This is a genomic window from Streptosporangium canum, from assembly GCF_900113865.1.
GTDB lineage: Bacteria > Actinomycetota > Actinomycetes > Streptosporangiales > Streptosporangiaceae > Streptosporangium > Streptosporangium canum.
In genome coordinates this window covers 438761-461785 of record NZ_FOQY01000003.1, presented here as the reverse complement: position 1 = coordinate 461785, position 23025 = coordinate 438761, and the positions used below count along the sequence as shown (strand labels likewise).

Here is a 23025-nt window from a genome sequence, read left to right as displayed (position 1 = left end):
GACCAGATCCCTGGTTGTCGGAGGCCGTCGCGTTCGCTCGCCCGGCGCTTTGGTGCCGTCAGGGGAGTGCCGGAGAATCGTATGTGAGCTGGAACCAGACCGCCCCGCCCATCTCGTCGTCTTGACCACTGCTTCACGCGGTGGACAGGAGGTTCACCCAGCCCAGGCCGCGGCCGTTGAGGCTGTCATCGTCGGCTGATCGCATCATGGGCACGCTGGTCGCTGAACCGTCGTCGATCACCTCGACGTGGATCAGGTCGTCACCAAGGCCCACGCAGACCGTGACCAGCCCGTCCGGCCTGCCGGAATCGCTGCGCACGACGGCGTTGGTGACGACCTCGCTCACCAGCAGTTCGACCGTCTCCAGGACCGCGCCGGGCACGTGAGCGCCCAGTAGTTCCACCACCCACTTCCGAGCGGTGCCCGCCGACTGTGTGACGCCGTGGAAGTCCCGCCGGCCCATGATGCGGAGCGCGTTCCATCGTGTAACCAGCTTCGCCATCACATCGTCGCCCGATTGGCGTTGCGCGTTCACCGGGCCATCGCCGCCACGATCATGTCGGCCACGTTGTCCGCCTCCGCCCAGACCCGTTCGCTCGGGTCCGCGCCATCAGCCGCAAAGTAACGCTGAGTAGCTGTTGTCACTTTGTGTGGTCGCGAGTCTGGCCATCTCAGGGAAGGCGATGCGCCGCGCGGCTGACCGCCTCACGCGCCGGATCGCCGGGGTTTGCGGCTGATCGCGGCTCGGGGGTGGGCCAGGCCGAGATGTGCGGCTGGCGGGTTGTTGAGGTAGTCGCCCCAGGCGCAGCCTGAGGAGTGGGGGCAGGTCTCCAGCCAGGTGTTGCAGTGGCGGCACGCCAGCCCGCTGAGCTTGCCGTGGGAGCGGGCGATGGCCATGCCCTCGCGGGTGCGCGTCTTCAGCAGGTCGGCTTCGAACTCGGCGAACACGGCCGGCATGTTGAAGAACATCTTCGACATGGGATCGGCGGGGTCGTAGATGCTCCCGCCCAGAGACAGGCGGACACCCCGGGCGACCAGGGTGTCGCCGATGTCGCGGGCGTCGGGGACCGAGCGTGCGAGCCGGTCGAGTTTCGGGACCACCAGGGTGTCGCAGGCGCGTACGGCCGCGAGGGCCTGGTCGAGGCCGGGGCGGGCGCGGTTGGTGCCGGTGTCGCACTTCATGGTGGCTGGCAACATCCGTCACTGCAGGTAGCCGTGTCAGCGATCGGCGGGTGTTTGTGTTACTGGTTGTCGTTGAGGAGTTGTTGTGTGCGGGTGAGGAATGCCTGGCGGACCTCTTCTGGGTGCAGTATCCGGAGTGGTCGGCCGAGGCTGAGCAGGTAGCGGGCCAGACCGTCGGCGTCTGGCCCGCCGATGTCGATGATCGTGGCGTCATCGCCGTCCGGGTGGTGGACGCCGACCGTTGGTGGCACCAGCCTGCGGGCCTCATCGGCCGGTACGGCCAGGCGGATGGTCACCCGCACCGGGTAGGGCCTCAGCGCGATGCCCGTGCTGACCATCTGTGCTGGATCTGGCGGGTCGGGCAGGGCAGTGGCCTGCCCGGTGGCTGTGGCATCGATGATGCGATCGGTACGGAAGGTGCGCCAGTCCTGCCGCGTCAGGTCGTAGGCGAGGAGATACCAGCGGCGGCCGGTGTAGATGAGCCGGTGGGGGTCCACTCGGCGGGTGGACGTCGTTCCGGCCCGGTCGCGGTAGGTCAACTGGGTACGTTCGCCTCGCCGGCACGCGGTGGCCAGGTCGAGCAGCAGCGCGGGGGAGATCTGGCTGTCGTCGGGTCGTGCGGTGTGGGTGAACGCGGCGTCCAGCTCGCCGAGCCGGTCGGCGATCCTGGCCGGCAGCACCTGGCGTAGTTTCAGCAGCGCCGACAGGGCTGCCTGGTCGCTGCCGGAGACTCCGCTGAAGGCGGCGGTGCGCAGCCCGACAGCGACCGCGAGGGCCTCCTCCTCGTCAAGGATCAGTGGCGGAATGCTGGTTCCGGGCCCGAGGTGGTAGCCGCCCCATGGGCCCATCTCCGATTCGATGCCGTAGCCGAGTTCACGTAGCCGGGCGATGTCCCGGCGAACCGTCCGTTCGGTGATCCCCAGCTGGGCGGCCAGATCAGCGCACGTCCAGGACTGCCGCGTTGACAGCAAAGACAGCAGCTGCAGCAGCCGCGCCGAGGTGTTGACCATGACTAACAGTCTGCTCGATAACCAGGACCGTTTCTGACCGGGTCATACCGTAACGTCGCCGATGACCGAGAATTCCTCGGCCGAAAAGTCCATTACGGCGACGATGATCTCCGCCAAGGTGCGTTAGATGACGGGCCCGGATGGGCGCACGTAACCGACGAGGGGCAGGACCCATGGAAGCACGCATGAAGAGCGTGGCGAATCCCGACGTGATCACAGCGATCCAGCATCTCCACAAGGCGATTCACGCCGGTGGCGTCGACCCGCTCGTGCTCGAGCTGGTCCATCTGCGGGCCAGCCAGATCAACGGCTGCAGCCCGTGTGTGTTCGCCGGCGTCCAGTCGGCGAAGAAGCATGGAGAGACCGAGGAGCGGCTGCACAACGTGGTCACCTGGCGCGAGACCCCGTTCTTCACCGAGGAGGAGCGGGCAGCGCTCGCGCTGACCGAGGCCGCCACCCGGATCCAGGACGGCGCGCCGGGTGTGACCGACGAGATCTGGGACGCTGCTGCCACCTACTTCGACGAGAACCAGATGTCCGCGATCATCCTGAATATCGCGATCACCAACTTCTTCAACCGGATCAACCACACGATCCGGGAGCAGGCCGGCAAGACCTGGTGAAGGCGGGCGGGCGTCATCCGTCCAGAGGACGCGGTGGCGACGCGGCGAAGGACGTGATCGGCCGGCTCCACCGCTGACCGATCCACCGCCACTTCCGGCAGGCCCCCGTCCTGGGATCCCACCTTCGGGTGACCGCCGACAACCATCCCTTTGATGATCATCAGGGGCACATGACGATGAGCGACGAACTACTGGAACTGACCGTTACCGATGCCCGAGCCTGGCGGGAGTGGCTCGGCAGGCACCACGACAGCTCGGCAGGGGTGTGGCTGGTCCTCGCCAAGCAGAACACGACCCGGCCCACCAGCCTGACCTATGACCAGGCGCTCGACGAAGCCCTGTGCCACGGCTGGATCGATGGTCGGCTACGACGGCGGGATGAGATCACCTTCTGCCGGCGCTTCACCCCTCGCGGAAGGCAAAGTCCCTGGTCAGCGCGGAACGTTTCCATTGTCACCCGTCTGATCAACGAGGGCCGGATGCATCCGGCCGGAATGACCGAGGTCGAACGCGCCAAGGCCGACGGCCGCTGGGACGCGGCCTACGCGGGACAAGCCGGCATCGAGGTACCAGCCGACCTGGCCGCCGCATTGGCCGCGAAACCCCGGGCACAAGCGATGTTCGACATCCTCACCTCCCAAAACCGCTACGCCGTTCTCTATCGGATCACGAACGCCAAACGCGCCGAGACCCGAGCCCGCCATATCGCCCAGTTCGTTGACATGCTCGCCCGCGGCGAGACGATCCACCCACAAAAGCGCGCCCTCGGCAGTTGAACGCCGGACCACTCCTCTCCCGCCTCGCTCCTCCAAGCCCACGCACATGGCGGCTCGGCGTTCGGCCAGACCCGGAACCTTACCCAGCCCCCCAAGAACCCGTCATCGGCATGCGCCACGTCATTGTCGCGCTCACCCAGACCGGCCCGTAAGCACCAGGGGGTGGCCCGCGCCCGGCGCGGGCCACCCCCTGAGATCGTTTGTCGCTCAGAGCGGACCAGCTGACTGTTGACCCTCAGTGCCCGGCCTCGGCCCGAGGGCGAGCTGTTTGCTCATGTCGAGCTCGAACTTGCCGTACAGGTTCAGATGGGACCAGAACAGAGCCGACAGGGCGCGCCGGTCGCTGCCACTACTGGATCCTGGGATGGCCCCTGTTTTGGAAAGCGCTTACCGTAGGAGAGTGGCTTCCGCGGCTCCCAGTGGGCCGCCCCAGGTGACGAAAGGCTTTCCGTTGATCCATTCATATGACCCCCGGACCGGCGAGTCCGTCGGCGATCCCGTCGCCCCCACCTCGGACGGGGAGGTGGACGCCGTCGTCCTGGCCGCGCACGCCGCCGGCCCGGCCTGGCGCTCCGCCGACCGGGCCGCCGTGCTCGACGCGGTCGCCGCGGCGCTGGAGGAGAACGCCGAGGACCTGTGGCGGACGGCCGACGCCGAGACGGCGCTCGGCGAGGTACGGCTGCGCGGCGAGGTCGGCCGGGCCGCCGGGCAGTTCCGGCTCTTCGCCGGGGTGCTGCGGGACGGCGGCCATGTCGAGGCGGTGATCGACCATGCGACCGCCGAGCCGCCGGTCCCCGACCTGCGCCGGATGAACCACCCGCTGCCCGGCGTCGTCGGCGTCTTCGCGGCGAGCAACTTCCCGTTCGCCTTCTCGGTGGCGGGCGGCGACACCGCCTCCGCCCTGGCCGCCGGCTGCCCGGTGGTGGTGAAGGCCCACGACGGGCACCCCCGCACGTCGGAGCTGTCCCAGAAGGTCATTCAGAGCGCCCTGCCCGACCCCGCGCTCCTCGGCCTGGTCCGGGGGTTCGACGCGGGCAGGCGGCTGGCCGGGCATCCGGCCGTGGCGGCCGTCGGGTTCACCGGATCCATCCCCGGCGGCAAGGCCGTCCAGGCACTGATCGACGAGCGTCCCGACCCCATCCCGTTCTACGGCGAGCTGGGCAGCGTCAACCCCGTGGTCGTGCTGCCCTCGGCCCGTCGCGAGGGTCTCGCCCAGGGGTTCGCCGCCTCGCTGACCCTCGGCACCGGCCAGTTCTGCACCAATCCCGGCCTGCTGTTCGTGCCCGACGACGTCGAGCTGCTGACCTCCCTCGCCGAGGCGGTCGCCGCGACCACGGGCGGCGCGATGCTGACCGAGCGGATCCGGGACGGGTTCCTGCACGGGCTGGCCCGGCTCGGCAAGCTCACCCCGCTGGCCGAGGGGCGGGCCGGCGAGGGCGCGTTCGCGGTGACGCCCCAGGTGTTCACCACCGACCTCGCGACGTTCGCCGCGGACCTTCCCGCCCTGGCCGAGGAGTGCTTCGGACCGGCCGCGGTCGTGGTGACCTACGCCGACCCGGCGGAGCTGCCCGCCGTACTGGACCGCCTTGAGGGCTCGCTCACCGCGACGGTTCACGCGACGGACCCGGAGGAGGCGCGGGAGATCGCCGGGGCGCTGCTCAGGAAGGCGGGTCGGCTGATCTGGAACGGCTGGCCGACCGGGGTCGCCGTCCGCTGGGCGATGCACCACGGCGGCCCCTGGCCCGCCAGTACGGCAGCCGCCCACACCTCGGTCGGCGCCGCCGCGATCCGCCGCTGGCTGGTCCCCACCGCCTACCAGGACTGGCCCGCCGAGCTGCTCCCGCTCGAACTGCGCGAGGACAACCCGTTGGGCATCCCCCGCCGCGTCGACGGCGTCCTGGCCTGAGGGCCTCGGGCCGGCGGCGTCCTGGGCCGAGAGCCCCGCGTCGACGTGGCCGCGTCGGCGCGATCCGGTGGGGACGCCTCCCGGCCGGTCTCCGGCGCGGCGGTCCCACCGGAAAGGTCCGGGAACGCCGCCGGATCACTGAAGGGCGGCGAGGGCCTCGCGGGCTTCGGCGGCCACCGCGCGGCGGGCACCGTCCTCGCCCAGCGTGAGGACGTGCCACAGCGCCAGGCCGTAGGCCCGGCCGAACGCCTCCTCGGCCGTCGCCTCGATGTCCGGCGCCACGCCGACGCCCTCCCAGTTGTCGTTCCTGACCGGGTTGACGGCGCGCCCCGAGGGGACGGCCGACTTCAGGTGCGGGCCGACGTAGTAGCGGCCGCCGGGATTGGCGCCGCCCTTGGTGCGCTCGCCGACGATCGTGGCGCGGTCGCGGGTCTGCAGGTCGTAGGCGAGTTCCTCGTCTCCCGAGATCCCGGCGTAGGCGCCCGCGGCCAGCCGCTTCCGCAGGATCTCCGCGATCTCCACCCCGACCTCGGGGAAAACATAGTGCTCGGTCAGTTGTGCGCAGAGCGTCTCGACCTGTGGTGTCCAGTCCATGGCCATGGCCTCTAGTGTTCCGGCGACATTTCCGGATCTTCCCTGCTGAGGTGGTACGGACCGCCCGGCCGACAGCCCTGGCGCTCCCGCTTAGGCACGCGGCCACCGGGTAACAGCAGCACATGCTTGATCTTCTGCCCGAGGAGACGCTCCGGGAGGTCGTCGACCTGCTCGTCCGCCTCGTGGAGGCGGCCGGCGCGACCGTCATCTTCGTCGGGGCGGCTGCGGCTTTCGTGCGGTTTCTCCTGGTCGCCGCGCGCCGGAGCGGGGCCAACGGGTTCATCGCCGTGCGGCTGTTCCTGGGGCGGTTCCTCGCGCTGGGGCTGGAGTTCCAGCTTGCCGGTGACGTGCTGCGCACGGCCATCTCGCCGAGCTTCACGCAGATCGGGCAACTCGCGGCGATCGCCGCCATCAGGACCGCCCTGAACTTCTTCCTGAGCAGGGAGATCGAGCGGGAGGGGCGCACGGTGGCCGAGGCCGCTCCGCGTCCCGTGCCCGGTGCCGGCGGTGGATGAGGCCGTCCGGACGGCCGCCGTGCTGGCCGTCGTCATGGGACTGGTCGCGGCGCTCGCCGCCCTGCTGCGCGGCGGCGGTCCCGGCGGCGCGATGGCGGTGTTGCTGGACTTCCTCGTCGCGGCGGGGCTTCTGCGCCTCTCCCTCGCGCAGACATGGACGGCGATCGCCGTGGCGGCGCTCACGATAGTGATCCGCAAGGTCGTCGTCGCCGCACTCTCCCTCCGGACGCCGCCGCCGGCACCTCGCCTGACCTGCCTGACCCGCCGGGCCCCCGAGGCCTGACCGGCCCTCCGGCCGGCCGCCCATCGGCCGGCCATGCCTGCGGGACGCCCGGTCAGGCCCGCGGACCCGATTCCAGCTGTGGTCCGGTTTCCAGGGCGCGGTCAGGCCCGCGGATCCGGGTACGGCTCACCCCGTTTTCCGCACGTGCCGCATCGTTGCAGGTCAGTAGCTATATCTGAGCCAGCGCGGCGGGTAATCACCCCAGGTCGATGAGGGTCACGTGCGGAATGCGGGGCTAGCGCGCGTGACCGGCTCCCGCGTGCCGCGACACCGACAGGCGGACCGACTCCGCCGGGTCGATCCCGGTGTGCAGGGTGGGGGTCCAGCCCGCGTCCGCGCCGAGGTCGGGGTCGTTGGCCGCGTTATGGGCGGCGACCAGGTCGACCGGGGTGACCCTGCCGCCGACGCGCAGCACGTTCCCCCGGAGAGGGAGTTCCAGAGGTAGCCGGCCAGGGTGTAGCCGCCCGCCGCGTAGTCGGCGCAGGTCCGGTCGGGGGCGATGGTCCCCCGGACATAGATGATCTTCGGGGAGGGGGCGGCCAGCGCGGCGGCCAGCCCGGCCCGGGTGGAGACGGTGTGCGTGTTCGCGGCCGGAGCGGACGCGCCGCCGGTGGTGCCGGGGCCCTCGGCGGCCCAGCCGTCGCCGGCGGGCAGGGTCTGGCGGCCGAGGTCGAGGCCGTGGGCCGACACGGCCCGCGCGGTCGAGGTCGCCGGGGCCGCCGAGGCGGGTGGCGCGGCGAGGACTGCCAGGGACAGGGCGGCGGTGAGCGCGACGGCCCGTTCCGTGACGGTTCGTTTCATGGGGATTCCTCCGCAGGTCAGGTGGGAGGGAGGCTCCGTACGGCCCCCGAGAGCCTTCCGGGTGTACGGCCCCCGAGAGCCTTCCGGGTGTACGGCCCCCGAGAGCCTTCCGGGTGTCGTCGGGCGCCCCCGTAGTCAGGGGACGGGGGCGCCCGCGGCGGGGGTGCGGCTCAGCCGCCGTTGCGCTCCTTGTAGGAGGCCTGCGCCTCGGTCAGCTTGGCCGCGAACGCGTTCAGGAAGTCCTGGGCGGGCAGCGTGCCCTGCAGGACCTTCTGGAACTCCGGCTCCATGTCGGTCTTGGTGATCGCGTTGAACTCCGGCAGGTAGTACGGCATCTGCACGACCTTGGTCGCCGGGTCGTTGAGCACCTTGACCGCCTCGGCGATGTGCGGCAGCCCTTGGATCCAGGCCTCGCCGTTCACCCCGGTGTTGGCCGGGAGCACGCCGGTCTTCTCCGCCCAGTAGCTGTTCATCGCCTTGGAGGCGGCGAACTCGGCGAACTTGTAGGCGGCGTCCTTCTTCTCGCCGCTGGCGAACAGGCCGATCCCCGCGACGGGGTTCGACAGGATCGCCTGGACGCCGTCGTCGGACTTGGGCACGGCCATGGCCGCCACCTTGTCCTTGCCCAGCGTCTTGACGTGGTCGTTGAACGACCCCAGGTTGTGCTGCATGATCGCGATGTTGCCGCCGTCGAACTGGGCGACCATCTTCACGTAGTCGTTGCTGACGTCCGCCTCGGGGGTGACCTTCTTGTAGAGCCCGGCCAGCTTCTCCAGTGCCGCCGTGTTCCTCGGATCGTTGATCGTCGCCTTGCCGGAGGCGTCGAAGATCTCGGTGATGCCGGACTGGCCGTACACCACCTCCATCATCTGCGCGATCGAGCCCGCGCCGCCGCGGATGGTGAAGCCGTAGCGGTTCTTGGCGGTGTCGGTCAGCTTCTCGGTCGCGGCGAAGAAATCACCCCAGTTCCGGGGCGGCTCAAGCCCGGCCTCCTTGAACCAGTCCGTCCGGTACCAGAACACCCCCATGTTGGTGGACATCGGCACCATGTAGGTCTTGCCGTCGGGCACGGTGGCCTTGACGGACGTGACGACCTGGTCGTTCAGGGCGCCGTTCAGCGCCCCGCCGGAGATCCGGCCGTCCAGCGGCTCCAGCGCCTTCTGCGCCACCAGGCTGGACAGCATCGCGGTGGAGACGCCGCCCACGTCGGGCAGGCCGCCGCCGGCGATGGCGGTGTCGTACTTCTGCTGCACCTGGGCGATCGGGATGCCGACGTACTTGACGGTGATCGTCGGGTTCGCCTTCTGGAACTCGGCGATGATGTGCTGCCACACCGGGGTGCGGGCGGGGCCGCCGTTGTCGTCCCAGAAGGTGATCGTGGTCTTGCCGTCGGAGGATCCCGCGCCGTCCGACCCGCACGCGGCCAGTCCGGTGCCGAGCATGAGCGCCGTGGCCAGGACCGCCAGGTGCTTAGAGCGTGCTGTCATTGCTCCTACCTCTCTGTGTCATGTCCCCCGACATCGCTGTGACCGTGAAATCGCCGAACTCCGCGGGCAGACGCTGGGTCAGCACGTCCGCGCGCAGCCGTGGATCCTCCGGGCCGGTGACGACCCACGCGCCCCGGTGCGGCCCGTTGTCGGCGGTCCACGGCCTGCGCGTCACGGCGCGACCTCCGAGGCGAGCGCCGCGGCGGCGGTGCGGCTCAGCGGTCCGTCCGCGACGACGGTGACGACCCTGCGGGTGAGGGTGTCCTCGACGAGCAGCGGCGTGTCCCAGGCGAGCGCGGGGCCCGCGCCCGGGTAGTCCACGGCCCGGACGAACCAGGGGTCCGCCCGCTGGACGAAGACCAGGGTCCACCCGGCCGACGACATGGCGAGCCAGGGGGCCCGGGACCCGTGGACGGCGTCCTCCCCTTCGGCGTCCTCGGTGAAGACCCGGCGGTCCCGGGCGGATCCGGGGGCCCGCCAGAAGAACCCGCCGTAGCCCGCCCCGGCGCGTCCCTTGGTGGCCGAGCTCCGCACCGGCAGCGGATCGCCGGTGAGGTTCGTCAGCGTGAAGGAGAAGTCGAGCGCCCAGCACCCGTCCAGCTCCGTGGCGCGGACCTCGCGCGCCTCACGGGCGAGCTCGGTCCCGTCCGGCGCCGCCCAGGCCAGCGACTCCCCGAACCCGGCGGGATCCCGCCAGGAGAAACCGAGGTGCCGCTGCGTGCCGTGGTCGCCCAGCCAGGCCGGCCCCCGGTCGCGGACGTAGGTGCGCCCGCCCCAGAAGTTGGTCCCGCCCACGTCGGAGACCGCCACGCTCACCCCCAGGTGGTGCACGTGGTCGGCGGGGGCGACCTCCGTCACGGCCGTCCCGCCCAGCGTCCGCACCGGATGCAGGTACGGTCGCGGCGACGACGTCACCGGCACCTCGGCCCGCACGACGTACTCGGCCACCCGCACCCCCGAGACGTCGAGCGCCACCGTTTCGGCGGCCGAGCCCGGCGGTCCGGCCGGGGCCTCCCGCTCCGCCGTCCCGGTCACGGCGGCGCGCCGTTCCACCGGGGGACGGTTCCCGGCCCCGGCGAGACCCGGCGGTCCGGCCGGGGCCTTCCGCTCCGCCGCTCCGGTCACGGTGGCATGCCGTTCCTCCGAGGTACGGCCCGCGCCCGTTCCGGCCGCGGGGACGCCGGGGGCCCAGGGCTGTCCCAGCTCCGAGTAGAGCGCCAGGCGCTCCGCGCTCGCCGCCGTGACCTGGGCGATCCCGGGCAGGACCCGGCGTTCCTCGCCGACCTCCTGGAACCGGTCGGGGATCGGCAGGGGATCGGGCGCCAGCCGTACGGCCTCCAGGACCCGCATGAACCCGGCGGTCCGCTCCAGCGGGACCAGCAGGTCCGTCCCGTGGCGGACGTGCGCGACCAGGTTCTCCAGCAGGTCGGTCCGGAGATACGTCACGGAGGTCCCGCCGATCTCGACGCGGTCCTCGGTGTAGGTCAGCCTGATCCGCCCGGTCTCGCCGTGCACGATCAGGTACGGCTCGTGCCGCCGGTCCGCGCACAGCGAGACCGCCACCGTCACCGCGGTCCCGTCGTCCATGCGCAGCCGTACGCAGGAGGTGTCGTCCGCCTCGATCGCGTTGGCCCGGTAGAGCTCGACCTCCACGCCGTCGATCCCGGCCCCGGAGACGGCGAGCGCGGTCGCCACCGCGTGCGCCAGCGGGTTGGTGAGCGCGCCGTCCACCACGGGCACGCCGTCCAGCAGGCGTCTGCCGGCCCACGGCACCCGCGAGTAGTAGGGGTAGGAGCGCTCCCACGCGCCCGCCGCGCCGATCCCGGTGACCCGCCCGACCACCCCGTCCGCGATCATCTTCCGGACCGCCGGGACCGCCTCCGAGCCGAGACTCTGGAATCCCACCTGGCAGGCCAGGCCGGTCTCCCCGGCGACCGCGGCGATCCGCTCGTAGCCGGCGAAGGTGGCGGCGGGCGGCTTCTCCAGCAGCAGGTGCGACCCGGCGCGCAGCGCCTTGACCGCCAGGTCGGCGTGGGTCTGTATCGGCGTGCAGAGGATCGTCACCTCGGCGCCGGTCCGCCCGATCAGCTCGACCAGGTCACCGGAGAACTCCACCCCCTCCGGCAGCCCTTCGACCGGCCGCAGGTCGCACACCCCGGCGAACTCGACCGTGCCCGCCGAGTGGAGCCGGCGCAGGTTCGCGAGGTGCCACCAGCCGTGCCCGTGCGCCCCGGCCAGCACCACCCGGACCGGCGCCGTGCCGCCTCGCCCCGCGGCCGCGGCGCCGCCCGCCGCCGGGATCCGCCCCATCACGTCACCTTCCAGCGCAGTCCCAGACCGCGGTGGCCGCCGGCCCGCAGCTCGCCCTTCTCGACCGAGACGGGGTACGGCTCCGCGATCAGGCCGAGGGCGGCGAAGGAGGCGTCCTCGACCTCCTCGGTCATGCACGGCAGCGGCAGGGCCAGCGCGAGCTGGCCGGAGATCTCCGGCAGCAGGTGCGGGTAGACCGGCACGTCGAAGGCCCTGGCCAGCTCGGCGATCCGGAGCAGCGGGGTGATCCCGCCGACCCGCACCACGTTCGGCTGCAGGACGTCGCAGGCCCCGGCGGTCAGCAGGTCCCGGAAGCCGTAGATCGAGTAAGCGCTTTCCCCGACGGCGATCGGCACGTCGACGCAGGCCCGGAGCCGGGCCTGCCCGGTCACGTCGTCGGCGGGCAGCGGCTCCTCGACCCAGTGCAGGCCGTACTCCGCCAGCGCCGCGATGGCACGCCGGGCCCTCGGCAGGTCCCAGCGCTGGTTGGCGTCGACCATGAGCAGGGTGTCGGGCCCGATCACCTCGCGCACCGCGGCGACCCGCGCCACGTCCTCCCGCAGCGAGTCGCGGCCCACCTTGACCTTCACCGCCGGATACCCCGCCGCGCGCCACCGCCCGGCCTGCGCGACCAGCTCCTCCGGCGAGTAGTGCAGGTTCACGCCGCTGCCGTACACCGGGACGCTGTCGCGTCGCCGCCCGAGGGTCTCGACCAGACCGGCGTCGCCGCAGCGCAGGTCCCACAGCGCCAGGTCCACCCCGGCCAGCGCGATCGTGGTCAGCCCGCCGCCGCCCGCCTCCCGCAGGTGCCGCCAGAGCCGGTCCCAGACGACCTCCGGGTGCGGTTCGAGGCCGATGACGGCCTCACGGATCTCGTTGTCCAGCAGCGCCTGTACGGCTCGGGCCCCGATCTGCGGGGTCCACGAGAACCCGGTCCCGGCCCGCCCGTCCGCCAGCGTCAGCTCGACGGTGATCACGTGGTTGGCGGGCACGCCGGCTCCCCACGGGCGGGGCAGCGGCACGGTCCGCAGCGTCGTCCTCAGTGCTGTGATCACCGGTCGCCCACCGCTCCCGGCCCGCTCGGCGGTCACTGGGCGCCCACCAGGGCCAGACCCGACTTGATCAGTCGCACGAGCTCGTCCAGGTGCTCGGCGGAGGGCTCGACCAGCGGCGGGCGGACCCCGCCCACGTCCAGCCCGCGATGCCGCACCCCGGCCTTGACCAGGGACACCGCGTAGCCGGGCACCTTGCCGCGCAGCCGTACCAGCGGGGCGTAGAACTCCTTGATCAGCCGTTCGTCGCCGTTCAGGTAGGCGGTGGCGATCTCCGGGGCGAAGCAGAACACCGCGCTGGAGTAGAGCTCCACGCCGATGCCGCGGTAGGCGGGCATGGTCAGCTCGGCCGTCGGCAGCCCGTTGAAGAACAGGAAGTCCGGCCGCTCCTCCCGTACGGCCAGCACGGTCCGCTGCATCCGGTCGATGTCGCCGAGGCCGTCCTTGATCCCCACCACGCCGGGGAGCCGGGCCAGCTCGACGGCCTGCTCGGGGTCCAGCACGACCGGGCCGCGCTGGTAGACGATCGTCGGCAGCACCCCGGCGACCGCCGCGACGTAGGCCGCGTAGCCCTCACGCGGTCCGCTCGCCAGGTAGGGCGGCATGAGCAGCAGGCCGTCGGCGCCGGCGTCCCTGGCCGCGCGGGCCTGGGCGAGCGCGGCGCCGATCGGGCCGCCGGCTCCCGCCAGGACCGGCACCCGGCCGCCCACCGTCTCGGTCGCGACCCGCACGGCTTGGGCGTGCTCGGCCTCCGACAGCGCGGAGAACTCGCCGGTGCCGCAGGCCACGAAGACGCCGCCCGGCCGGTGTTCCAGCCCGCGCCGCAGGTGCTCCGCCAGCACGTCCCCGGCCAGGGCGCCGTCGGCGTCGAACGGGGTGACCGGGAAGAACAGCACTCCGCTGAGGTCCATCTACTCAGGCTCCAATCTCTGTGCGCCAGCTCCGCTTGGCCTGCCAGCCGAGCAGCCGGCCGGCTTTGGCGGAGGAGAAAGCGGGGGCCGAGCCGGTCAGTCCGGCGGCGAGTCCCGCGGTGGCGGGGTTGATCCGGGGGAGCAGCCCGGCCAGGGGTTCGCGGGCCAGCGCGTCGGCCGCGCTCGCGAAGAACACCTCGCCGTTGGGCAGCTCGGGCAGCTTGTCCAGCAGGGTCAGCACCAGATCGGAGGCGTCCCGGGCGTCGATGTAGTTGAACAGCGACACCCCGGCGATCTCCGGCCGGTCCAGCCGTTCGACGATCGTGTGCCCGGACTGGGTGGGCGCGCCGGCCCACTCCTCGGGCGCGACGACGAAGCACGGCCGCACCGCCGCCAGCATCGCCTTCGAGCCGCGCGCGAACGTGCCCATCACCTGCTCGGCGACCAGCTTGGACAGGCTGTAGGCGTTCCAGGGGGCGACCGGGTGGTCCTCGTCGATCGGCAGGTAGGAGGGGGTCCAGCCCGCGGTGCCGTACCCGATGACCGTCGGGCTGCTGGCGATCACGATCCGCTCGACCCCGACCCCGGTGGCCGTCTCGCACACGTTGAACGCGAGCTGGGTGTTGACCCGGAAGGTGAGGGAGTCGGTCCGGCTGAACGGGGTGGCGATCGCGGCCAGGTGCACCACGGCGTCGGGGCGGAAGCGCGACATCACCCCGAAGGCCTCGCCCAGGTCGGTCAGGTCGGCGGGAAGCACGGCGGCGGCCACGGCGGGGGTGCCCGGCGCGGTGTCCACGCCGATCACCTCGTGCCCGGCCTCGGCCAGCGCGGTGACCACGCTGCGGCCGAACCGTCCGGCGCTCCCGGTGACCAGAGTGCGTGTCATCGCGGGCTCACCCCTTCACCGCGCCGGCCGACATGCCCTGCACCAGGTAGCGCTGGATGACGGCGAAGACCAGCACGACGGGCACGGCGGCGACGACGCCGCCCGCGGCCAGCGCGCCGAAGTCGACGCTGAACTCGCCCAGCGTGTAGGCGAGGCCGACGGGCACCGTGAACTTCTCCTGCTCGTTGACGAACATCAGCGCGAACAGGAAGTTGTTCCAGCTGTGGATGAAGGCGAACGAGCCGACCGCGACCAGCGCCGGGCGCAGCAGCGGCAGCACCACGGCGAAGAAGGCGCGCAGCCGGCCGCAGCCGTCCACCCAGGCGGCCTGCTCCAGCTCCACCGGCACGTTCTTGATGAAACCGCTGATCAGGATGAGGGAGAGCGGGAGCTGGAAGACCGTCTCGGCGATCACCAGGCTCCACAGCGAGTTGACCAGGCCGAGGGTCCGGAAGATCTCGAACAGCGGGATCAGCATCATGGCGCCGGGGATGAACTGGGTGCAGAGCATGCCGAGCATGAACAGCCTCTTGCCGCGGAACTCGTAGCGGGCCAGGGCGTAGCCGCCGGCCAGCGCGATGACCGTGGTCATGATCAGGGAGGCGGCGCCCACCATCAGGCTGTTCTTGAAGAACATCGCGAAGCCGAGCTCGTTCCAGACCGTCGCGAAGTTGTCGAACGTGATCGGCCAGGGCAGCAGCGAGCTCGAACCCCGGGGCCGGAACGCGAACACCAGCATCCAGTAGAAGGGGACGAGCGTGAACAGCAGGTAGAGCCCGAGCGGGACCCAGATCTGCCAGCGGCTGACCTTGTTCCTCTCCCGGCGTCTGAGCTGGGGCGGCGGTGCGGACGCGGCCAGGCGCGGCCGTCGGACCGTCTGGACTGTCATGTCTTCGCTCCGAACTTGCTCAGCCGCAGATAGGCGATGGAGAAGAAGGTGAGGATCAGGAAGGCGGCGGTCGTCAGCGCCGAGCCGTACCCGAAGTCGTGGGACTGCACGGCCTTGCCCGCCACGTACAGCGGCAGCGTGGTCGTCGCGTGGGCCGGGCCGCCGCCGGTCAGCGTGTAGAGCAGGTCGACGTTGTTGAACTCCCACACGCAGCGCAGCAGCGTGGACAGGATGATCGCGTCCTTGAGGTGGGGGAGGGTGATGTGGAAGAACCGCCGCCGGCGCGAGGCGCCGTCCACCGAGGCCGCCTCGTAGAGCTCCCCGGGGATGCTCTGCAGGTCGGCCAGGAGCAGGATGGCGAAGAACGGCACCCCGCGCCAGAGCTCGGCGAGCACGGCCGCCCAGAAGACGGTGCCGGGGTTGGCCAGCGGGGCGGCGCCGTACTGCATGATCCCCAGATCGGCGAGGTAGCGTGAGACGCCGGTCGTCGGGTTGTACAGCAGCACCCAGATGCCGGTGGTCAGCACCCCGGAGACCGCCCAGGGAGAGAACACCAGCGCCCGGGAAAGCCCGCGGCCGACGAAGCTCTCGTTCACGATCAGGGCCAGGGCCAGGCCGAACAGCAGCTGCAGGACCACCTCGACGCCGACCCACTTGAGGCTGAAGCCGAGGCTCTGCCAGAACAGCGGGTCCTCCAGCAGCAGCCTGCGGAAGTTGTCCAGCCCGGCGAAGCCGTTGTCCCAGGGCTTGGTGACGTTGTAGTGCCGCAGGCTGTAGTAGACGACGCTGGCCATCGGGTAGACGAGGAAGCCGAGCATCCCGATCACGGCGGGGGCGATCAGCAGGTAGGGCGTTCGGGCCGCGCGGCCTGGTCGGCGGCGTATCCGGGGATCCGCCGTGGTGATTGCCATGGCCGGCACTCCTTCCGATTCGGCGTGAGGGACTTTCGGCGCCAGAGGCTGCAACCGGTTGCATGAAACATTGCGGACATCTGAATGCAACGTCAAGGGCTCAATTTGGTAAACCACCGCTTATCGGCGGATTTGTCAGCGTTTGCAGGGTTCATCGCACCGCAACCGGTCCTACGGTGCCCCGGAGGACCGGACCGGGCGGCGTTGACAGGGGTGCAACCGTTTGCACTAATGTGCAGCAGGGCGCGACAAAGGAGCACAGTGACGGCGACGATCAGAGACGTGGCGCAGGCATCGGGAGTGCATGTCTCCACCGTGTCCCGCACCTTCTCGGCGCCTCACCTGGTGAACGCCGAGACGCGCACCCGCGTCCTCGCCGTCGCCGAGAACCTCGGCTACCGGCCCAACCGCGCCGCCCGCGCGCTCACCACGGGCCGGACCCACAATCTCGGCCTGATCGTCGCCGACATCTCCAACCCCTTCTTCCCGCCGCTCATCAAGGCCGCCCAGGCGCACGCCAGGGCGCGCGACTACCACGTCTTCGTGGCCGACACCGACGAGGACCCGCAGGTGGAGGAGGAGCTGATCCAGACCCTCACCAAGCAGGTCGACGGCGTGCTGCTGTGCAGCCCGCGGCTGTCCAACCGGGCCATCGAACGGCTCCGCGCCGACGTGCCGTTCGTCGTGGTGAACCGGCGGGTGAAGGGCATGCCGACCATACTGATGGACGTCGGCCAGGGCGCCCGGCTCGCGATCGAGCACCTGACCCGGCTGGGCCACCGCAGGATCGCCCTGCTCTCCGGGCCGGGCGGCTCGTGGACCAGCGGGGAGATGCGCGAGGCCGCCGCCGCGATGGACGGCGTCGACCTGGTCATCCTCGGCCCCAACGCCCCCACCGAGCAGGGCGGCCTCGCCGTCGCCGCCGAGGTGATCGCCTCCGGCGCCACCGGTGTGCTGGCCTACAACGACCTGGTCGCGATCGGGCTCATCGAAGGGCTCTACGAGCGCGGCGTGCGGGTCCCCGGCGACGTCAGCGTGGTCGGCGTCGACGACATCGTGTCGGGCCGGCTGAACCGGCCGAAGCTGACCACCGTGGCCATGCCCACGGCCGCCGCCGGCCGGATGGCCGTGGACCTGCTGCTGCAGTCCGTCGACGACGGCGCCACCCCCACCCTGATCACCCTGGAGACCGGCCTGGTCGTCCGGGAATCCACGGCGGAGAGACGCGTATGAACTTCGGAACCACCCCGTCGGGGGAGAAGGTCGAGCGGCACGTGCTGGCCGCCGGGCGGATGCGCGCCTCGGTGCTCGGTTACGGCGCGATCCTGCAGTCCCTGGAGGTCTCCGGGGTCAACGTGGTGCTCGGCTGCGACACCCTGGAGGACTACCTGACGCGCAGCCGCTACTTCGGCGCGGTCGTCGGCCGGTACGGCAACCGCATCGCGGGCGGGCGGTTCACCCTCGACGGCGTCACCCACAGGCTGCCGGTGAACAACGGGCCCAACAGCCTGCACGGCGGGCCGGGCGGGTTCTCCGGCCGGGTGTGGCGGGTGGCGGAGGTCTCCGGCACGGCGGTGACGCTGGAGTACGTCAGCGCCGACGGGGAGGAGGGCTATCCGGGCACCCTGACCGTCTCGCTCACCTACACGCTGACCGAGGACGCGCTCCGGCTGGACTACCGCGCGACCACCGACGCGCCGACCGTGCTCAACCTGACCAACCACTCCTACTTCAACCTCGCCGGGGGCGGCGACGTCCTCAAGCACGTGGTCCGCATCGACGCCGACCGCTACCTGCCGGTGGACTCCTCGCAGATTCCGACCGGCGAGCTCGCTCCGGTGGCGGGCACCCCGTTCGACTTCACGACGCCCTACGAGATCGGCGCGCGGATCGCGGATCCGCGGCTGGGCGGCGGCTACGACCACTGCTACGTCCTGCGCGGCGGCATCGAGGTCGTCGAACCGGCCGGCGGCCGCGTCATGGAGGTCTCCACCACCGAGCCGGGCGTCCAGTTCTACTCGGGCAACCTCCTGGACGGCGTCGCCACCGCGTACGGCAGGCACGCCGGGCTCTGCCTGGAGACCCAGCACTTCCCCGACTCGCCCAACCAGGAGCACTTCCCGTCCACGGTGCTGCGCCCCGGCGAGGAGTTCGCCTCCACGACCGTCTACCGGTTCCCCTGACGCCGGGGGCGTCCGGACCTGGGCCGGGCGAGACTCGCCCAGCCCCGACGGGCCTCCCCACGGTGGAGATCCGGGTGGAGTCCCCTCGGGGAGACGGGGGCCTAGGCTCTGGCGGCCGCGGCGCTCTCGCCGGTGAACGCGGCCACGGCGCCCAGGCCGATGTAGACCACGCCGCTGGTGACGTCCAGGCGGCGGCGGGCGCGGGCGGAGCGGCGCAGGCGGCCCGCCATGGCCGAGGCGAGCAGGGCGAAGGCGCCGTCGCTGGCCATGCCGAGCGCGATCCAGATCACGCCGAGCAGCAGGATCTGCGGGGCGATCGGCCCCCGGGAGGGGTCGGTGAACTGGGGCAGGAAGGCCAGGAAGAAGATCGCGGTCTTCGGGTTGAGCACGTTGACCACGAAGCCCTCCCAGAACATCCGGGACCGGCTCGCGACCGGCGGCTCGGCCGCCTCGGCGCCGTCAGGGCGGGACATCAGCTTGCGGACGCCCAGCCAGACCAGGTAGGCCGCGCCCAGATACTTGACCAGGGCGAACGCGGTCGCCGAGGCGGCCAGCAGGGCGCTGACGCCGAGGGCGGCGGCGGCCACGTGGACCACGGAACCGAGGTGGATGCCCAGCACCGACACCATCCCCGCGCCGCGGCCCTGGGCGACGCTGCGGGTCACGATGTAGAGCACCGCGGGACCCGGCACGAGCAGCAGGGCCAGGGTCGCGGCGGCGAAAAGGGCAAGGGTTGTCAGATCTGGCATATCCGGATCTTAGGCTCGCGGACTCTCTGATCGCCTGGGCTTTTCCACGGGCCTCCTCAGCGGCCCTTCACCGCGCGGAGCAGGTACGCCGAGAGGACCACGGCTCCGGCCAGTGCCTGGGCGGCCAGGAAGCCGCCGAGCGCGGACGGCTGGGCGGCCAGCGCCAGCGCCAGCGGAAGGCAGCCCAGCACCGCCAGGTCGACGCCGGTCAACCCCCACACCACCGGGCCGGTGGGCACCGTTCCGGCCGGCGTCTCGATGATCGGCATCGAGTGGTCGACGGGGTTCCGCCGCGCCATCCGCAGGCCAGCGGCGGCCAGGACGGGAGCGGCCGACGGCCCGAACAGCCACCACGGGCCCGCCGTGAGCGTGCCGGCCAGCACCAGACCGGTCAGGGCCAGGGAGAGCCAGACGGCGCTCAGCAGCGCCGGCAGCAGCGCCCGCGCGGCGAGGGCGGCGCGGGCGTCGACGCCGAGCAGGCGCGCGAGAGTCGGATTGTCCCCGTCGCGGCGCGCGCCCGAGGTGCCCGCCACCGCGGCGGCCAGTGCGCCGGCGAGCAGGGCGCCCACCGCGATCGCGGTGACGCCCCCGGCGGCCTGGGCGGCCAGCGAGGGGAGCGCGGCGGCTCCGAGCAGGACGGCCGGCCGTCCAGGACGCCGGCCCAGGCGGCGCCAGTCCTGCCAGGCCAGGGCCAGCGGGGCGGGCAGCGGCGGCCACGGCCGCGAGCGCAGGGTACGCCCCCGCCAGTGGTTGTCCTCGGCGATCCAGGTCAGGGCGCCGGGGTCCATGCTGACGGCCGCGCCGGCCACGTGACCGACGCGGGTGGAGGCGGCCAGCAGGCTCCGCGCCGGGATCCGGGCCAGGGACGACCACGCCCGCCGTACGAGCAGGGCGGCCGCCACCGCGGCCACACCCGCCAGGGCCGCGCCGAGCGTCGCGGGCGCGGACGCGACGGAGGGGAGGATCCGGCGCGCGGGCCCCGACGCCGACAGCGCCGCGACCCCCGCGAGCACCGTGATCGCGACGAGGGCGACGTGCAGCCATGAGTCCCAGGTCTGCGACGACTGCGAGAGTACGGCCAGCGCCATGCCGCCGGCCGCCGCCGACACGCCCAGGACCACGGCGGCGACCAGTCGCACCGCCAGCTGGTCGGGCGCGCCCAGCACGGCGAGCAGGCCCACCCCGAGCGCGGTCCCGGCCAGCACGGAGATCACGAGGAGAAGCCTCGCGGTCCGTCCCAGCACGCCGCGGCGGTCCAGCGGGGACAGCACCAGCCAGGCGGCGTCGGCGGCCGGCACCGCGACCGGGCCCACCGCGCGGGCGACGGCGAGCAGGCCCGCGTAGACCAGCGCGACGAGGGCCACGCCGGCCCCCATCCGCGACGGATCGGCCTGCCGGGCGACGGCAGCCAGCGCGGAGGAGGCGGGCTGGGCCAGCACCGCGGCCCCCATCGCCAGCCCGAACAGGGCGGTGTAGCGGTCCAGCCAGCTCGCGGGGGCACGGCGGCGCGACCGGATGAACGCGCGGACCTCCGAGACGCCGCTCACGCCCTGCCCCCCGGACGCGCGTTCCCCGGGCGCCCGTCTCCCGGGTGCCCGCTCCTCGGGCGCCCGTCCGCCGCGCGCCCGTTCCCGGAGGGGCCGTCCGCCACCTGCCCGTCCGCCAGCACGACCTGGCGGGCCAGGGTGGCCTCGGCGAGCCGGAGGTCGTGGGTGGCCATGATCACTGTGCCGCCGGCGGTCGCGTACTCCTTCAGGATCGTCGCCAGGTGCTGCCGGAAGGTGGAGTCGAGCCCGCGTTCGGGCTCGTCGAGCAGGAGCAGCCGGCTCGGCCGGAGCAGGGCGTTCGCGAGCGAGAGCCGCTGCCGCTGGCCGGTGGAGAGGGTCAGCGGCGAGGCGTCCGCCCGCCGCTCCAGATCGAACAGTCCCAGCGCCGCGTCGACCTCCAGGCGGGGCGGCGTGTGGACGGCGCGCATCAGCTCCAGGTGCTCGCGGACCGTCAGTCCCGGGTACCACGCGGGTTCGTCGCCCACGAGGACGACGTCACGCCAGAAGGCGGAGTCGTCCCTTGGCGGGCCCCCGAGCACGTCGAGCTCTCCCGAGGCGGGGAGTTGCAGCCCGGCCAGGCAGCGCAGCAGCGTCGACTTCCCCGCGCCGTTCGCGCCGATCACGGCGACGATCTCGCCGGGTACGGCCGTCAGGCCGACGTCTCGCAGAACAGGGTTGCCGCCGAGATCCACCTCGATGTCGCGGGCGGTGATGATCGATGTAGGCACCGTTTGAGCGTAGCCAGTGCCGGTCCCACCCGCGCGGCCCCGCTACGGGTGGAACGGCCATGGAGGGAACGGCCATGGGTGGCCTGCGATGGGGTGGCCTGCCATGGGCGGGCCGGGTACGGGTGATCTTCCACCGGCGGTCTGCCACGACAGCTCTTTCATGAGCGGTCTTCCATGGGTGGTCTTCCATGGGTGGTCTTCCATGGGCGGCCTGTTACGGGCGGATCGCGGAGACCAGGGCGGTCAGCAGGGCGGTGGTCGCTGGAGGGGCGGGGGGCTCGCCGTAGGTGGCGGCATAGACATGCCGGGTCGAGCCGGGCAGCTCGATCGCGTTGACCTTCGGGTGGCGGTGCGCCTGAAGCGCGAGGGCGGGCAGGGCCGTCACCCCGATCCCGGCCGCCACCAGGGCCTGGACGGCGACGATGTCGTCGGTCGTGAAAGCGATCTCCGGCTCGAAGCCCGCCCTGGCGCACAGGTCGAGCAGGTGGCTGCGGCACCGGTCGCAGCCGCCGATCCAGCGGCTGTCGCGGTGCGAGAACAGGTCTCCGGTCCGGCCGGAGGTGACCAGGTAACTGGGGTCGTCCAGCAGGTGGACCAGCTGGATGCCGTCGTCCTCCGGGGCGGTGTCGTCGTAGCGGAAGATGACCGCCACATCCACGTAGCCCGCGCGGAGCATGCGCAGGGCCTCGGGCGGCTCGGTCTCGGTCAGGCGCAGCTCCAGACCGGGATGCTCCCGGGCGAGCAGGGCGGCGGCCTCCGGCACGAACGTGCCCAGGGCCGAGGGGAAGGCGGCCAGCCTGGCCCGGCCCGCGCGCAGGCCCACGTGGGCGGAGAGCTCGGCGGACGCGGAGTCGATGCGGCCGACGATCTCGGTGGCCCGCTCCGCCAGCAGGCGGCCCGTCTCGGTGAGCCGGATGCCCCGACCGGCCCGCTGGATCAGCTTGGCCCCGGTCTCGGCCTCGAGCCTGGCCAGGTGGTGGCTGACCGAGGGCTGGGAGTAGTGCAGCTCCCTGGCCGCGGCGGTGACCGATCCGTGCTTGGCCACGGCGGCCAGCACGCGGAGCCGTACGACGTCGAGCATGTATCAACATTATCTATGAATAAAGAGCAAGATAGACATTAGACGTCATGTATCGCCCGGCGCACTCTTGAGATATGGAAATCATGACGCTCGCCCGTCCCGGCTTGGCGGAGCTGGTCGCGGGAGTCCGAGAACTGGTCGACAGGTCCACCGCCCCCCGGACGACGGCTTTCGCCGTGGCCGACATGCTGCGTGAACGGCTGCCCTCTCCCGAGATCCTCACCGAGGAGGAACGCCTGGGAGATCCAGGCCACTACATCGGCCACACCCTCCATACCGAGGCGGCCTTCTCGATCCTGGCGGTCGTCTGGCGGCCCGGCCAGGAGACCGTGATCCACGACCACATCGCGTGGTGTGTGTTCGGGGTCCTGCAGGGAGTCGAATACGAGACGCTCTACCGCCTCGACGGCGACCACCTGGCGGAGATCGGCCGGACGGCCAACCAGACGGGGGAGGTCAGCGGCTTCGCCCCGCCCGGAGACATCCACCGGGTCCGCAACACCGGCGACGACACGGCGATCTCCCTCCACATCTACGGCGCCGACCTCCGCGCCGCTCCGAGCAGTATCCGCCGGGTCTACGACCTGCCCGTCCGCTGAGC

The 23025-nt window shown here is 71.9% G+C and carries 24 protein-coding genes; 8 read left to right on the top strand and 16 right to left on the bottom strand.

What is annotated here, in order from left to right; all coding sequences use genetic code 11:
• Nucleotides 1–133: 133 nt before the first annotated feature.
• The 3 genes from BM085_RS06735 to BM085_RS06725 form a co-directional block, all read right to left on the bottom strand.
• Entirely contained in the window at nucleotides 134–502 is a 369-nt protein-coding gene (locus tag BM085_RS06735) for an ATP-binding protein (protein WP_093886128.1), read from the bottom strand.
• 203 nt (nucleotides 503–705) lie between these two features.
• Entirely contained in the window at nucleotides 706–1182 is a 477-nt protein-coding gene (locus BM085_RS06730; RefSeq protein WP_245789159.1) for a recombinase family protein, read from the bottom strand.
• Between the two features lie 59 nt (nucleotides 1183–1241).
• Entirely contained in the window at nucleotides 1242–2192 is a 951-nt protein-coding gene (locus tag BM085_RS06725) for a helix-turn-helix transcriptional regulator (RefSeq protein ID WP_093886126.1), read from the bottom strand.
• A gap of 173 nt (nucleotides 2193–2365) precedes the next feature.
• Here BM085_RS06725 and BM085_RS06720 point away from each other — a divergent pair, with 173 nt between their 5' ends.
• From BM085_RS06720 to BM085_RS06710, 3 genes are all read left to right on the top strand, one after another.
• The gene (locus BM085_RS06720; RefSeq protein WP_093886125.1) at nucleotides 2366–2815 is read left to right on the top strand and encodes a carboxymuconolactone decarboxylase family protein; all 450 of its coding nucleotides are present in this window, start codon (nucleotides 2366–2368) and stop codon (nucleotides 2813–2815) included.
• Nucleotides 2816–2943: 128 nt separating this feature from the next.
• On the top strand, nucleotides 2944–3591 hold the full coding sequence (locus tag BM085_RS06715) for a YdeI/OmpD-associated family protein (protein ID WP_218158629.1): 648 nt from the start codon (nucleotides 2944–2946) through the stop codon (nucleotides 3589–3591).
• 451 nt (nucleotides 3592–4042) lie between these two features.
• The gene (locus BM085_RS06710; protein ID WP_093886124.1) at nucleotides 4043–5497 is read left to right on the top strand and encodes an aldehyde dehydrogenase (NADP(+)); all 1455 of its coding nucleotides are present in this window, start codon (nucleotides 4043–4045) and stop codon (nucleotides 5495–5497) included.
• A gap of 135 nt (nucleotides 5498–5632) precedes the next feature.
• Here the strand turns inward: BM085_RS06710 and BM085_RS06705 are convergent, their stop codons facing one another.
• Complete coding sequence (locus tag BM085_RS06705; protein WP_245789158.1) at nucleotides 5633–6097, bottom strand: S41 family peptidase; 465 nt, start codon at nucleotides 6095–6097, stop codon at nucleotides 5633–5635.
• Between the two features lie 116 nt (nucleotides 6098–6213).
• On the opposite strand from BM085_RS06705, the gene BM085_RS06700 reads away from it, so the two are divergent.
• Both BM085_RS06700 and BM085_RS44230 read left to right on the top strand, forming a co-directional pair.
• On the top strand, nucleotides 6214–6606 hold the full coding sequence (locus BM085_RS06700) for a DUF1622 domain-containing protein (RefSeq protein ID WP_093886123.1): 393 nt from the start codon (nucleotides 6214–6216) through the stop codon (nucleotides 6604–6606).
• Entirely contained in the window at nucleotides 6599–6889 is a 291-nt protein-coding gene (locus tag BM085_RS44230; protein WP_177244985.1) for a DUF1622 domain-containing protein, read from the top strand. The genes BM085_RS06700 and BM085_RS44230 overlap by 8 nt, the downstream gene beginning before the upstream one ends.
• Nucleotides 6890–7105: 216 nt before the next feature.
• On the opposite strand, the gene BM085_RS42745 is transcribed toward BM085_RS44230, so the two are convergent.
• From BM085_RS42745 to BM085_RS06650, 8 genes are all read right to left on the bottom strand, one after another.
• A complete protein-coding gene (locus tag BM085_RS42745; RefSeq protein ID WP_143120829.1) occupies nucleotides 7106–7690 on the bottom strand; it encodes a hypothetical protein in 585 nt (194 codons plus the stop codon).
• A 170-nt stretch (nucleotides 7691–7860) separates the two neighbouring features.
• On the bottom strand, nucleotides 7861–9177 hold the full coding sequence (locus BM085_RS06685; RefSeq protein ID WP_093886120.1) for an ABC transporter substrate-binding protein: 1317 nt from the start codon (nucleotides 9175–9177) through the stop codon (nucleotides 7861–7863).
• A gap of 171 nt (nucleotides 9178–9348) precedes the next feature.
• On the bottom strand, nucleotides 9349–11487 hold the full coding sequence (locus BM085_RS47155) for a DUF6807 family protein (RefSeq protein WP_093886118.1): 2139 nt from the start codon (nucleotides 11485–11487) through the stop codon (nucleotides 9349–9351).
• On the bottom strand, nucleotides 11487–12542 hold the full coding sequence (locus BM085_RS06670; protein ID WP_093886117.1) for a mandelate racemase/muconate lactonizing enzyme family protein: 1056 nt from the start codon (nucleotides 12540–12542) through the stop codon (nucleotides 11487–11489). The genes BM085_RS47155 and BM085_RS06670 overlap by 1 nt, the downstream gene beginning before the upstream one ends.
• A gap of 32 nt (nucleotides 12543–12574) precedes the next feature.
• Nucleotides 12575–13450, bottom strand: a complete 876-nt coding sequence (locus BM085_RS06665; RefSeq protein WP_093886116.1) for a 5-dehydro-4-deoxyglucarate dehydratase — start codon at nucleotides 13448–13450, stop codon at nucleotides 12575–12577.
• A gap of 4 nt (nucleotides 13451–13454) precedes the next feature.
• On the bottom strand, nucleotides 13455–14336 hold the full coding sequence (locus BM085_RS06660; RefSeq protein WP_093886115.1) for an NAD-dependent epimerase/dehydratase family protein: 882 nt from the start codon (nucleotides 14334–14336) through the stop codon (nucleotides 13455–13457).
• A gap of 7 nt (nucleotides 14337–14343) precedes the next feature.
• Nucleotides 14344–15225, bottom strand: coding sequence for a carbohydrate ABC transporter permease (locus BM085_RS06655; protein ID WP_093886114.1), 882 nt, complete (start codon nucleotides 15223–15225; stop codon nucleotides 14344–14346).
• Nucleotides 15222–16136: a carbohydrate ABC transporter permease gene (locus BM085_RS06650; protein WP_093886113.1), complete on the bottom strand. Its 915-nt coding sequence runs from the start codon at nucleotides 16134–16136 to the stop codon at nucleotides 15222–15224. The genes BM085_RS06655 and BM085_RS06650 overlap by 4 nt, the downstream gene beginning before the upstream one ends.
• Nucleotides 16137–16397: 261 nt before the next feature.
• On the opposite strand from BM085_RS06650, the gene BM085_RS06645 reads away from it, so the two are divergent.
• On the top strand, nucleotides 16398–17369 hold the full coding sequence (locus BM085_RS06645) for a LacI family DNA-binding transcriptional regulator (RefSeq protein WP_093886112.1): 972 nt from the start codon (nucleotides 16398–16400) through the stop codon (nucleotides 17367–17369).
• Entirely contained in the window at nucleotides 17366–18319 is a 954-nt protein-coding gene (locus tag BM085_RS06640) for an aldose epimerase family protein (RefSeq protein WP_093886111.1), read from the top strand. Before BM085_RS06645 ends, BM085_RS06640 begins: the two co-directional genes overlap by 4 nt.
• 101 nt (nucleotides 18320–18420) lie before the next feature.
• Here BM085_RS06640 and BM085_RS06635 read toward each other — a convergent pair whose 3' ends face one another.
• The 4 genes from BM085_RS06635 to BM085_RS06620 all read right to left on the bottom strand — a co-directional run bounded on the left by BM085_RS06635 (nucleotide 18421) and on the right by BM085_RS06620 (nucleotide 22424).
• Nucleotides 18421–19068 (bottom strand): LysE family translocator, encoded by a 648-nt coding sequence (locus BM085_RS06635; protein WP_093886110.1) that lies wholly within the window; start codon nucleotides 19066–19068, stop codon nucleotides 18421–18423.
• A gap of 56 nt (nucleotides 19069–19124) precedes the next feature.
• The gene (locus tag BM085_RS06630; RefSeq protein WP_093886109.1) at nucleotides 19125–20615 is read right to left on the bottom strand and encodes a DUF6297 family protein; all 1491 of its coding nucleotides are present in this window, start codon (nucleotides 20613–20615) and stop codon (nucleotides 19125–19127) included.
• Nucleotides 20612–21343, bottom strand: coding sequence for an ABC transporter ATP-binding protein (locus BM085_RS06625; RefSeq protein ID WP_093886108.1), 732 nt, complete (start codon nucleotides 21341–21343; stop codon nucleotides 20612–20614). The genes BM085_RS06630 and BM085_RS06625 overlap by 4 nt, the downstream gene beginning before the upstream one ends.
• Before the next feature lie 214 nt (nucleotides 21344–21557).
• Nucleotides 21558–22424: a LysR family transcriptional regulator gene (locus BM085_RS06620; RefSeq protein WP_093886107.1), complete on the bottom strand. Its 867-nt coding sequence runs from the start codon at nucleotides 22422–22424 to the stop codon at nucleotides 21558–21560.
• 74 nt (nucleotides 22425–22498) lie between these two features.
• Between BM085_RS06620 and BM085_RS06615 the strand changes: the two genes are divergently transcribed.
• On the top strand, nucleotides 22499–23023 hold the full coding sequence (locus BM085_RS06615; protein WP_245789157.1) for a cysteine dioxygenase family protein: 525 nt from the start codon (nucleotides 22499–22501) through the stop codon (nucleotides 23021–23023).
• Nucleotides 23024–23025 lie beyond the last annotated feature (2 nt).